11 protein-coding genes and 1 pseudogene are annotated in these 11,853 nt (G+C 70.2%); 7 read left to right on the top strand and 5 right to left on the bottom strand.

Annotation, left to right across the window (positions count from 1 at the left end):
• Positions 1-36 precede the first annotated feature (36 nt).
• The 4 genes and pseudogenes from ABZZ74_RS14875 to ABZZ74_RS14860 form a co-directional block, all read right to left on the bottom strand.
• Positions 37-438: an SseB family protein gene (locus ABZZ74_RS14875; protein ID WP_356764748.1), complete on the bottom strand. Its 402-nt coding sequence runs from the start codon at positions 436-438 to the stop codon at positions 37-39.
• Between the two features lie 205 nt (positions 439-643).
• Positions 644-1,109 (bottom strand): annotated as a pseudogene (locus tag ABZZ74_RS14870) (Type 1 glutamine amidotransferase-like domain-containing protein); the annotation flags it as partial.
• An 18-nt stretch (positions 1,110-1,127) separates the two neighbouring features.
• Entirely contained in the window at positions 1,128-1,676 is a 549-nt protein-coding gene (locus ABZZ74_RS14865) for an isochorismatase family protein (RefSeq protein WP_356764746.1), read from the bottom strand.
• The gene (locus ABZZ74_RS14860; protein WP_356764744.1) at positions 1,673-3,172 is read right to left on the bottom strand and encodes a cytosine permease; all 1,500 of its coding nucleotides are present in this window, start codon (positions 3,170-3,172) and stop codon (positions 1,673-1,675) included. The genes ABZZ74_RS14865 and ABZZ74_RS14860 overlap by 4 nt, the downstream gene beginning before the upstream one ends.
• Before the next feature lie 152 nt (positions 3,173-3,324).
• Between ABZZ74_RS14860 and ABZZ74_RS14855 the strand changes: the two genes are divergently transcribed.
• Complete coding sequence (locus ABZZ74_RS14855) at positions 3,325-3,561, top strand: hypothetical protein (RefSeq protein ID WP_356764742.1); 237 nt, start codon at positions 3,325-3,327, stop codon at positions 3,559-3,561.
• Positions 3,562-3,771: 210 nt separating this feature from the next.
• Here ABZZ74_RS14855 and gndA read toward each other — a convergent pair whose 3' ends face one another.
• A complete protein-coding gene (gene gndA / locus ABZZ74_RS14850) occupies positions 3,772-5,211 on the bottom strand; it encodes an NADP-dependent phosphogluconate dehydrogenase (RefSeq protein WP_356764740.1) in 1,440 nt (479 codons plus the stop codon).
• Positions 5,212-5,399: 188 nt separating this feature from the next.
• On the opposite strand from gndA, the gene ABZZ74_RS14845 reads away from it, so the two are divergent.
• The 6 genes from ABZZ74_RS14845 (at position 5,400) to ABZZ74_RS14820 (ending at position 11,845) form a co-directional block, all read left to right on the top strand.
• A complete protein-coding gene (locus ABZZ74_RS14845) occupies positions 5,400-6,854 on the top strand; it encodes a glyceraldehyde-3-phosphate dehydrogenase (RefSeq protein ID WP_356764738.1) in 1,455 nt (484 codons plus the stop codon).
• A gap of 104 nt (positions 6,855-6,958) precedes the next feature.
• The gene (locus ABZZ74_RS14840) at positions 6,959-8,410 is read left to right on the top strand and encodes a cytosine permease (RefSeq protein WP_356764736.1); all 1,452 of its coding nucleotides are present in this window, start codon (positions 6,959-6,961) and stop codon (positions 8,408-8,410) included.
• 156 nt (positions 8,411-8,566) lie between these two features.
• On the top strand, positions 8,567-9,232 hold the full coding sequence (locus ABZZ74_RS14835; RefSeq protein WP_356764734.1) for a YceI family protein: 666 nt from the start codon (positions 8,567-8,569) through the stop codon (positions 9,230-9,232).
• Between the two features lie 98 nt (positions 9,233-9,330).
• Positions 9,331-10,203 carry an aminoglycoside phosphotransferase family protein gene (locus ABZZ74_RS14830; protein ID WP_356764732.1) on the top strand — a complete coding sequence of 291 codons (873 nt, stop codon included), beginning with the start codon at positions 9,331-9,333 and terminating at the stop codon, positions 10,201-10,203.
• Between the two features lie 41 nt (positions 10,204-10,244).
• Entirely contained in the window at positions 10,245-10,691 is a 447-nt protein-coding gene (locus tag ABZZ74_RS14825; protein ID WP_356764730.1) for a YciI family protein, read from the top strand.
• An 8-nt stretch (positions 10,692-10,699) separates the two neighbouring features.
• A complete protein-coding gene (locus ABZZ74_RS14820; RefSeq protein WP_356764728.1) occupies positions 10,700-11,845 on the top strand; it encodes a DUF6596 domain-containing protein in 1,146 nt (381 codons plus the stop codon).
• Positions 11,846-11,853: the final 8 nt, after the last annotated feature.

Below are 11,853 nucleotides of genomic sequence, written 5' to 3'. Positions count from 1 at the left end.
CCACATGCGAGCACGGGAGCGTTCGCGGCTCAGGGCTCAGGGTCGCGCGAGCAGGGTGCGCACGCCTTCCGAGGTGAGGGTCAGCGGGTGCTCGGAGCCCGCGTCGATCGTCAGGGACAGTTCGTCGGCCGGCCACTGGGAGGCGAGGGCGCCCAGCGGGACCAGGCGGTAGCGGGAGACGAAGGGCAGCAACTCGGCCATCTCCACCTCCGAGGTGAACACGGGTACCACCGGGTCGCCGTCCGGCTGCTCCAGGACGGGCAGCGCAACGGCCGAGGGGTCGGTGGCGTCGTCCTGGTTCGCGTCGTCCGGTACCGGGACGAGGACCTCGCTGCCGGCCAGCGTGTCCAGCGCCACCGTGTCGTCGGTGTTCACGGCCAGCGCGTCGAGCGCCTGCCGTGCCGGTGTGGGGTTGTTCTCGTGGGCAGGTGTCTCCATGGCAGATCCCCTGGTAGCGACGGTCGTACGGCACGCCCGGAACAAGATCGCCTCCGGGCACGGCTCCGGGTCGCGTACCCGATCCGGAGCAGCCCATTCCCCTGCCACCGGGAGAATCCACGGGCCGGCCACCAGCGCTCGACGGCCTCGGAAGTCGGCGGAATGTGATCGCCGAGCAGGCCCCGCCGGAATCGGGCCGAGCCCCTCACACCAGCGAACCCCCGCCGACGACCCGCTCATGAACGCCCCCGCGTCCGTCCTGCTCCACCCGGTACAGATGAGCACCGGGCGCCACCGACACCGTTTCCGCCGGCTCGCCGTCCAGGAACAGCGCCCGGCCCCGTCGTCCAGCGTCCATCCGCCCGGCAGCGAGCCGTCCGCCACGGCCGCCCGGAAGGAGGGGCGCCGGCCCGGTTCGCCGTCGTAGTGAGGGCAGACCGAGCCGGACAGCAGCCCCAGCCCGTCCCGGAGGTGGGTGAGGGGACCGAAGGAGTCGGTGTGGGAGGCCTCAGCCCAGCAGTTGGCGCCGGCGCTGGTGCCGCACAGCAGCGTGCCCTGCTCGTAGGCCTCCCGAAGTCGTCCAAGTCCCGCTGGGACAACGGCAGTACGGACGCGTCGCAGTCCCGGCGCGCGCCGAACGCCTCGAGGAACCACTCCACGTACGCCGGGGCGTGGTCACGGCATGCGGCTCACCCCGCCTCCGCGAGCAGTTCGGTGACCGTGGTCAGGCGGATCAACGGGCCGTAGGACTCCATGAGTTGCAGTGCCCGCGCGTGTGCCGCGTCGTCCGCTCCCGCGCACGCGTCCGTGACCACCACGACCTCGACCCCCGCGTCGGCGGCGGCGAGGGCGGTGGACAGGACGCAGCAGTCGGTGCTGACGCCGGTCAGAACGAGGCGGCCCGCCGAACCTAGGTGGCGGGCGAGGTCCGGGCCCCACTTGCCGAAGGTCGTGGCGTCCAGGGTGTGGCGGGAGTGGGGGGCGAAGTCCTCGGTCAGGGACCAGAGTTGGGCATCCGGCGGCTGGAGCGCGAACGGCCAGCGGTCGTAGTAGGACCGCCAGGCGCCCTCGGGTTTCGCGGGGGCCAGGAAGCGGGTGAAGGTGACCCGGTCGCCGAAGGCCGGCAGCAGGCGTCGTACGCCCGCCGCGGCCTCGGCGTAGCGCGGCGCGGCCCAGGGGCTGTCCGGTTCGGCGAAGACGCGTTGCATGTCGATGACGGCGAGCAGGCCGCCGCTCATACGGCGGCCCCCGCGTCCGTGGGGCTCGGCGCCAGTGCCTCCTGGGCGTGGACGCGGGCGCGGCCGAGGGCGAGTGTGCCGAGGAAGCCGAGGGCGAGCGCGGCGAGGACGCCGAGGTTGGCGTAGGCCCAGGCGCCGGACTTGCCGCCGAGGCCGAAGGGGTCGAGCAGATAGCCCTGCCAGGTGAGCCAGCTCGCAGCCGCGTTGGTGACCAGGCCCCAGCCGAGGGCCGTGGCGATGACGGTCAGCAGCAGCGGAACGGGTTGTACGTCGCCGTAGCGGCCCGAGGGCCGGTAGAGGTCGCCCTCGTCGTAGTCGCGCCGGCGCAGCAGCAGGTCGGCGAGCATGATGCCGCACCAGGCGGCGATGGGGACACCCAGCGTGGTGAGGAAGCCCATGAACTGGCCGAGGAAGTCGTCGGCGAAGAAGACGATGTAGACGGAGCCCGCGATCATCAGGACGCCGTCGACGAAGGCGGCCAGATAGCGGGGGATCCGGATGCCCGCCGAGAGCAGGGCGAGGCCGGAGGAGTAGATGTCGAGGACAGCGCCGCCGACCAGTCCGAGCACGGCGACCACGGCGAAGGGGACCAGGAACCAGGTGGGCAGGATGGTGGTGAGCGCGCCGATGGGGTCGGCGGCGACGGCCGTGTTCAGCTTGGTGGACGAGCCGGCCAGCAGCAGGCCGAAGACCAGCAGGAGCAGGGGTGCCAGGGAGGCCCCGAAGGTGGTCCAGCCGATCACGCCCCGGCTGGAGGAACGGCGTGGCAGATAGCGGGAGTAGTCGGCGGCCGCGTTGACCCAGCCCAGTCCGAAGCCGGTCATCATGAACACCAGCGCGCCGATGAACTCCTGGGCGGAACCCGCCGGGATCGCGCTGACGGTGTTCCAGTGGATGTGGTCGGCGACCAGCCCGATGTAGACGACGGTGAGCGCACCGGTGACGACGGTGATCAGGGTCTGCAGTCGCATGATCAGGTCGAAGCCCATCACTCCGCCGACCACGGTCAGTGCGCCGACGAGGACCAGGGCGACCACCTTGGTCCCGGTGCCGCCGCCCCAGCCGAGCCGCCCGAAGACGGTGGCGGTGGCCATGGTGGCGAGCGCGCACAGCACGGTCTCCCAGCCGACGGTGAGCACCCAGGAGATGACCGAGGGCAGCCGGTTGCCGCGCACCCCGTAGGCGGCCCGGCCGAGCACCATCGTCGGTGCGGAGCCGCGTTTTCCTGCGACGGCGATGAAGCCGCACAGCAGGAAGGAGAAGACGATGCCGATCACGCCGGCGATCAGCGCCTGCCAGAAGGAGATTCCGAAGCCGAGCGCGAAGGCGCCGTAACTCAGGCCCAGAATCGAGACGTTGGCGCCGAACCAGGGCCAGAACAGGGTGCGCGGGGTGCCCTTGCGTTCGGCGTCGCCGATGACGTCGAGGCCGTGCGTCTCCACCTGGAGGCGGCCGGCCGTGGATTTGTTGTCGGGGAAATCCGAGGGGTCTGCCATGGTCGACCTACCTGTCCAGACGTGTCCAGACGTGACCAGGGGAGGCTAGGTCGGGTGCGTGGGGGCGTCAAGGATCAAGTGACCGGCGTGTGATGACCTTGGGCGGGGTGGTTACCCGTAGGGCCGGACGAACCCCCACAGGAAGCAATCCGATGATCGACAACAGCGACCGTCACGAGCAGGTCTTCCAGGCCCTCGTCGCGGCCCAGCGGCGGCACGGCGGCATGCCCGTCCACCTGGAGGAGATCGCCCGCACCGCGCGGCTGCCCAAGGACGAGACACGCTATCTGCTGGACGATCTGACGCAGGTGCACCGCCGGGTGACGGAGCTGGCGGGCGGCGACGAGCCGGCTCTCGGCCCGCGGTTCGGGGTCGCGCCCCGGCTGTGAATCCCGACCCGTTCCACACGCGTCCGGTCGCCGGGTCGGTCCGGTCCTTCTTGGTCGTGCGGTGGCAGGCACCTTGTCGGTGGTGTGGGCGGCGGGGCGGTCAGGGCCGCCAGGGCGACGAGCGCCAGGCGGCCGTGCCGAGTCCGCGCTTGATGTGGATCAGGCCCTCGAGACCGACCGGTTCGGCCCGAGGGCCACGCCCGGTGTGGGTCAGGCGGGGGTCTCCGGGCGGTTCGGGGCGGCCCAGTGGGTGTGGAAGGCGCCGGGGCGGTCGGTGCGCCGGTAGGTGTGGGCGCCGAAGTAGTCGCGCTGGCCCTGCAGGAGGGCGGCGGGCAGGCGGTCGGCGCGCAGGGTGTCGTAGTGGGCGAGCGCGGCGGAGAACGCCGGGACGGGGATGCCGCGGCGGGCGGCGGAGGCGACGGTCTCCCGCCAGGGCACCTGCGCGTCGGTGATCTCCATGGCGAACTCCATCTCGCCCAGCAGGCTGACCAGTTCGCGGTCGGCGGCGTAGGCGGTGCGGATGCGGTCGAGGAAGGAGGCGCGGATGATGCAGCCGCCGCGCCAGATCCTTGCGACGGTGCCGAGGTCGATCTTCCAGCCGTACTCGGCGGCCGCGTCCTGGATCATCTTCAGGCCCTGGTCGTAGGCGATGACCTTGGACGCGTACAGGGCGTGCTCGACCTGGGAGGCGAAGCGTTCGGCCTCGGTGCGGCTGAGGTGGGGCCGGGTGCCGCCGGGCAGGCCCGCGTAGGCGGCGCGCAGTTCGCTCTGGCCGGAGGCGGCGCGGGCGAAGGTGGCCTGGGCGATGGCGGTGACCGGGGAGGCGAGGTCGAGGGCGGTCTGCACGGTCCAGCGGCCGGTGCCCTTCTGTCCGGCGGCGTCGGCCACGACGTCGACGAAGGGGGCGCCGGTCTCCGGGTCGGTGTGGGCGAGGACCTCGGCGGTGATCTCGACCAGGTAGGAGCCCAGCCGGCCGGCGTTCCAGCGGCGGAAGACGTCCGCGATCTCGGCCGGGGTGTATCCGGCGACCTGGCGCAGCAGGTCGTACGCCTCGGCGATGAGCTGCATGTCGGCGTACTCGATGCCGTTGTGGACCATCTTGACGAAGTGTCCGGCGCCGTCGCTGCCGATGTGGGCGGCGCACGGCTCGCCGTCGACCTTGGCGCTGATGGTCTCGAACATCGGGCCGAGCACGTCGTACGACTCCGCCGAGCCGCCGACCATGACGGACGGCCCCTCCAGGGCGCCCTCCTCGCCTCCGGAGACGCCGGCGCCGACGAAGTGCAGGCCGCGCTCGCGCAGGGCGGCCTCGCGGCGGCGGGTGTCGGCGAAGTGGGCGTTGCCGCCGTCGATGATCATGTCGCCGGGCTCCAGGAGCGGGGCGAACTCCGCGATGACCGCGTCGGTGGCGGCGCCCGCCTGCACCATGATCATCAGACGGCGGGGGCGTTCGAGGGCGGCGACGAACTCCTCGGCTGTCTCGGCGGGGACGAAGGAGCCCTCGTCGCCGTACACCTCCATCAGCGCGCGCGTGCGGCCGGCCGTGCGGTTGTGGACGGCGACGGTGTACCCGCGGCGGGCGAAGTTGCGCGCCAGGTTGCGGCCCATGACCCCCAGGCCGGTCACGCCGATGGCTGCGGTTGCGTTCATGGTGGTGGTGTCCCTCGATCGGTTCCGGTGGCGGTCGGCGGGGCGGGCAGGCCCCATGACCGTGAGGTACGGACGGGGAGCCGAATCGTCTCGATTCACTCCTCGTTCACCGCCTGGCACCCCCGTTCGAAGTATCGAAACATGAGGGGTTTAACATATGAGCGCTGCCTAGCTCGAAAGATGAATCTGTGACTGTCAACGACGACTCGTTCACCAACTGGAAGACCCGCGAGGAGATCGCGGAGTCGATGATCCCGATCATCGGGAAGCTGCACCGCGAGCGGGACGTCACCGTCCTGCTGCACAGCCGCTCCCTGGTGAACAAGTCGGTGGTGAGCATCCTCAAGACCCACCGCTTCGCCCGGCAGATTGCCGGCGAGGAGCTCTCGGTCACCGAGACCCTGCCCTTCCTGCAGGCGCTGACGACGCTCGACCTCGGCCCCTCGCAGATCGACATCGGCATGCTGGCCGCGACCTACAAGGACGACGACCGGGGCCTGACGGTGGAGGCGTTCACCGCCGAGGCCGTCGCCGGGGCCACCGGCGCCGACAAGATCGAGGGCGGCGTCGGACGCGACGTCGTCCTCTACGGCTTCGGCCGCATCGGCCGGCTCGTGGCCCGCCTGCTGATCGAGAAGGCCGGCTCCGGCAACGGCCTGAGGCTGCGCGCGATCGTCGTGCGCGGCGGCGGCGAGCGGGCCCCCGAGGATCTCGTCAAGCGGGCCTCGCTGCTGCGCCGGGACTCCATCCACGGCCAGTTCCAGGGCACGATCACCGTGGACGAGGCGTCGAGCACGATCTTCGCCAACGGCAACGCGATCAAGGTGATCTACGCAGGCGACCCCTCCGAGATCGACTACACGGCGTACGGCATCAACAACGCGATCCTGATCGACAACACCGGCAAGTGGCGCGACCGCGAGGGCCTGTCCCAGCACCTTCGTCCCGGCATCGACAAGGTCGTGCTGACCGCGCCGGGCAAGGGCGACGTCCCGAACATCGTGCACGGCGTCAACCACGACACGATCAAGCCCGACGAGCAGATCCTGTCCTGCGCCTCCTGCACCACCAACGCGATCGTGCCGCCGCTGAAGGCGATGGACGACGAGTACGGCGTGCTGCGCGGCCACGTGGAGACCGTGCACTCGTTCACCAACGACCAGAACCTGCTGGACAACTACCACAAGGCCGACCGCCGTGGCCGCTCGGCGCCGCTGAACATGGTCATCACCGAGACCGGTGCCGCCTCAGCCGTCGCCAAGGCGCTGCCGGATCTGAAGGCGCGGATCACGGGCAGCTCGATCCGGGTTCCGGTGCCGGACGTCTCGATCGCGATCCTCAACCTCCAACTCGCCCGCGAGACCGACCGCGAGGAGGTCCTCGACCACCTGCGCAAGGTGTCGCTGACCTCGCCGCTCAGGCGCCAGATCGACTTCACCACCGCCCCCGACGCGGTCTCCAGCGACTTCATCGGCTCGCGGCACGCCTCGATCATCGACGCGGGTGCCACCAAGGTGGAGGGTGACAACGCCATCCTCTACCTCTGGTACGACAACGAGTTCGGCTACTCCTGCCAGGTCATCCGGGTCGTCCAGCACGTCTCCGGGGTGGAGTACCCCACCTTCCCGAGCCCGGCGGTCTGACCAGGAGGGATTGTCTGGTCAAGGGTCGGCAATGCCACCTTTGACCAGACGATTCCAGGGAAAGAATCCGGCCACAGGGGTGGATGGAACACTCTGGAGGTGCCGTGACCACAACATCGGAACCGCGGGTGTCGGGGCTGGAGATCCGCTCCATCGACTACGTTCCGCTCGACGAGCGCCACGGCAAGCTGTGGCACCTGGGCCCGCTGTGGTTCATGTCGAACGCCCAGATCGCCACCCTCGCCGTGGGCCTGATCAGCATCACCGAGGGCGGCAACCTCATCTGGTCGCTGATCGCGATCGTGACCGGCACCGTCCTGGGCACCTTCTTCATGGCCTTCCACTCGGCCCAGGGCCCCCAGCTGGGTCTGCCGCAGATGATCCAGTCGCGGCCCCAGTTCGGCTACATCGGCGCCCTGCTGGTGTGGCTGTTCGCCTACATCCAGTACGCGGGCTTCAACGTCTTCAACACCATCCTCGCCGGCGAGGCCATGCACACCACCGTGCACGGCGGGGTCAAGCTGTGGGTGGTCGTGGTCACCGTGGTCGCCCTGGTGATCGCGCTGGTGGGCTACGACGTCATCCACAAGGCCGAGCAGTTCCTGACCTACACCTTCCTGGTCGTCTTCGGGATCTTCACCGTCGGCGTCCTGGTCACCCTGCACTACCCTGCCGGCTCCTTCGACCTCGGCGCCTTCAAGTGGACGCCGTTCCTGGCCCAGTTCGGCGTGGTCGCCGGCTACCAGATCAGCTGGGCGATCTACGTCTCGGACTACTCCCGCTATCTCCCGCCGGACGTCACCGTCCGCAAGACCTTCTACTGGACGTACTTCGGTTCCGCTCTCGGCGGCATCTGGCTGATGGTGCTCGGCGCGCTGCTCGCCGCCTGGGCCGGCAAGGACTTCGACACGATCAAGTCGATCAACGCGGCGGGCGACAAGGTCTTCACCGGCTTCGGCGCGATCGTGCTGCTCTTCGCCGTGCTGGGGCTGGTCTCCGTCACCGCGCTGAACATGTACGGCGGCTCACTCACCTTGATCAGCGCCGTCGACTCGATCAAACGGGTGCGCCCGACGCTGAGCGTACGGCTGGTGACCATCGGACTGACCGCGGCACTCTCCCTGGTCGGCGCGCTGGCCGCGACCTCCAACTTCCTGGAGAACTTCAACAACTTCCTGCTGCTGGTGCTCTATCTGTTCATCCCGTGGACCGCGGTCAACCTGATGGACTACTACGTCGTCCGCCGCGGGCACTACGCCATCGCCGAGATCTTCAACCCGCGTGGAATCTATGGCCGTTGGGGCTGGCAGGGCATCATCTCCTATCTGGTGGGCTTCGGCGTCATGGTGCCGTTCTTCGCCGTGGGGACCCTCTACACCGGCCCGGTGGCGGACGCGCTCGGCGGTGCGGACATCTCGCTGTTCATCGGGTTGCCGGTGGCGGGCGCCCTTTACTGGTGGCTGACCCGGTCCATCGACGTGGAGGCGGAGGCACGGCTGGCGGAGGCGGAGGCGGAGGAATTGGAGCGTGCGGCGCACGAACACCGCGAGCCCTGACGGATATCGGCGAATCCGGCATTATCGCCTATCGTCGTATCCGGCATTATCACCGCGAACCGATTCCGTGGTGAACGTGTGTGGGTTGTGTTCGGGCCACCACGGGACGTGAAGCAGGCTTGCGGCGATATCTTTCATGAAGTAACTACGTGAATCATGAACTTGTTCACCCGCGCTGCGTCCCTGCGCCGCCCGGCTCCCCCCGCAGCTTCACCGTCCCCCACCACCCGGCCGCCGGCGTTCTCCCCCACCGCCGGTGCCGCCGCCCCCACACTGGCCTCCCTGACCGGCGAATGGATGATCGATCCGGCGCACAGCCGGATCGGTTTCTCCGTCCGGCACGCCATGGTCACCACCGTGCGCGGAGCCTTCACCGAGTACCGCAGCAGGCTCTTCTTCGACGGCCACGACCCCGCCCGCTCGCAGGCGGAGATCGTGCTGTCCACCGCCAGCGTCGACACCGGCGTGGAGCAACGCGACGCGCACCTGGTCGGCCGCGACTTCCTGGACGCCCGCAACTACCCCCGGATGAGCTTTCGGAGCACCGCCGTCGAGGTCGACGGCAACGATGTCTACCGCATGACCGGCGACCTCACCATCAAGAAGGTGACGCGTCCCGTGGTGCTGGAACTCACCTACATAGGCCATGTGACCGACCCGTTCGGCTATGAACGGGTCGGATTCGACGGCACCACCACCATCAATCGCTCCGAATGGGGTCTGACCTACGACGCCAAACTCGCCGAGGGCGGTGCCATGGTGAGCGAGAAAGTGCGTCTGCAATTCGACATCGCCGCCATCCGGACCGCTCCTACCGAATGACGAACCGCTGCTGAGGCGCACTCCGTGACCGCGGTCGCGGAGTGCGCCTTGGTAGGGTGCGAGAGTTGCGGCACTCACGGGAGAGAGGCAAGGCGACGATGCAGCCGTCCGTGCTCCCGCGCGCCGTGGCGGCGGCCACGGCGACCGCCTCGTCCCTGGGCCTGAGCGTCGACGACGCGATCGTGCTGCACGACTCCAACAAGCTCACCCTGCGACTGCTGCCCTGCGACGTCCTGGCCCGGGTGGCACCGGCGGCGGATCAGGTCGCGCACTTCGAGGTCGACCTCGCCCAGCGACTCGCCGAGGCCGGATGCCCCGTAGCCGTACTCGATCCTCGCGTGAAGCCGCGCGTCCACCAACAGGACGGCTTCGTCATCACGCTGTGGACCTACTACGAACCCGCGGGACCACGACGGATCGCACCGGCCGACTACGCCCACGCGCTCCGGCGCCTGCACGCCGGCATGCGCCAACTCGACGTCCCCGTAGCCCACTTCACGGACCGGGTCGCACAGGCCCAACACCTGGTGGCGAGCCGCGACCGCACTCCGGCGCTCACCGACGCGGACCGGGCACTGCTCGGCGACACCTTGCGGAACCTGAGAGAAGTGATCGGCGAGCGCGGCGGCCCCGATCAGCTGCTGCACGGCGAGCCGCACCCGGGCAACCTGCTCACCACGGCGAGCGGCCCCCGGTTCATCGACCTCGAGACCTGCTGCCGTGGCCCCGTCGAATTCGACCTCGCCCATGCGCCCGAGGACGTCGGAGACCACTACCCGGGGGTCGATCACGAGCTGCTGCGCGCCTGCCGGCTCCTCGTCCTGGCGATGATCACGACATGGCGCTGGGAGCGGGACGACCAGCTCCCCGACGGGCGCCGGCTGGGCACGGAGTGGCTCGGCGAGATCCGGGCGCGAACCATCCCTCGCGGCGATGTCGAGAACGCCCGACCGGCTCCGTCCCAGGGGTGAACGCGGCCACGAGGGGTCGCACCAGCACCGAGGAGAACACCATGGCCAAGTACCTGCTGCTGAAGCACTACCGCGGCGCCCCGGCTCCGGTGAACGACGTGCCGATGGACCAGTGGACGCCGGAGGAGATCTCGGCGCACGTGCGGTACATGAACGACTTCGCGGCCCGGCTGGAGAAGTCCGGCGAGTTCGTCGACAGCCAGGCGCTCACCCCCGAGGGGAGCTGGGTCCGGTACGGCGGTGAGGGGCGCCCGCCGGTCACCGACGGCCCGTTCGCCGAGACCAAGGACCTCATCGCCGGCTGGATGATCATCGACGTGGACAGCCATGAGCGCGCCGTCGAGCTGGCCGCGGAGCTGTCGGCCGCTCCCGGGGCGGGCGGCAGGCCGATCCACGAGTGGCTGGAGGTGCGCCCGTTCATGAACCCGCACGCCAACGTCACGGACTTCGCCGAGCACTGCACCAGCACGGCCCCCGCGCAGGAGTGAGCTCGCCCATGGACGAGGCCCTGCTGCGGAGCCTCACGCCGAAGGTCCTCACGATCCTCGTCCGCCGCGGAGCCGACTTCGCGGCGGCCGAGGACGCCGTGCAGGAGGCGCTGCTCGAAGCGGTCCGTGTGTGGCCGGACGACCCGCCGCGGGACGCGAAGGGCTGGCTGGTCACCGTGGCCTGGCGGAAGTTCCTCGACCAGGCCCGGGCGGACAGCGCGCGCCGACGGCGTGAGGACCGTCTGGAGGAACAGCCGCCGCCGGGGCCCGCGGCCGCGGTCGACGACACGCTCCAGCTCTACTTCCTGTGCGCCCACCCGTCCCTCACGCCCTCGACCGCCGTCGCGCTCACCCTGCGCGCCGTAGGCGGGCTCACCACCCGGCAGATCGCCCAGGCCTATCTGGTGCCCGAGGCGACCATGGCGCAGCGCATCAGCCGGGCCAAGCGCACCGTCTCCGGGGTGCGCTTCGAGCAGCCCGGCGATGTCGCCACCGTGCTGCGCGTCCTCTACCTGGTCTTCAACGAGGGCTACTCCGGAGACGTCGACCTCGCCGCCGAGGCGATCCGGCTCACCCGGCAGCTCGCGGCCGCCATCGACCATCCCGAGGTGGCGGGGCTGCTCGCCCTGATGCTGCTGCACCACGCCCGCCGCGCCGCCCGCACGGCGCCCGACGGCAGCCTGGTACCGCTCGCCGAGCAGGACCGCGGCCGGTGGGACACCGGGATGATCGCGGAGGGCGTCGAGATCCTGCAGGCCGCCCTCGCCCGCGACCGGCTCGGCGAGTTCCAGGCGCAGGCCGCCGTGGCGGCCCTGCACGCGGACGCGGCCCGCGCCGAGGAGACCGACTGGGTGCAGATCGTCGAGTGGTACGACGAGCTCGTACGCCTGACCGACAGCCCCGTCGCCCGTCTCAACCGCGCGGTCGCCGTCGGTGAGGCGGACGGACCGCGCGCGGGTCTGGCCGCGCTCGCGGAGCTGGACTCCTCGCTGCCCCGCCACACGGCGGTGGCGGCCCACCTCCACGAACGCGACGGCGACCTGGCGACCGCGGCCCGGCTGTACGCCGAGGCGGCGCGGAAGGCACCCAACCTCGCCGAACGCGACCACCTGACCCGTCAGGCCGCCCGGCTCAACACCCTCCTGCGCCCATGACACCGGCC

This window comes from Streptomyces sp. NPDC006476 (assembly GCF_040612015.1).
Classification (GTDB): domain Bacteria; phylum Actinomycetota; class Actinomycetes; order Streptomycetales; family Streptomycetaceae; genus Streptomyces; species Streptomyces griseorubiginosus_B.
This window is presented reverse-complemented; position numbering and strand designations above follow the sequence as displayed.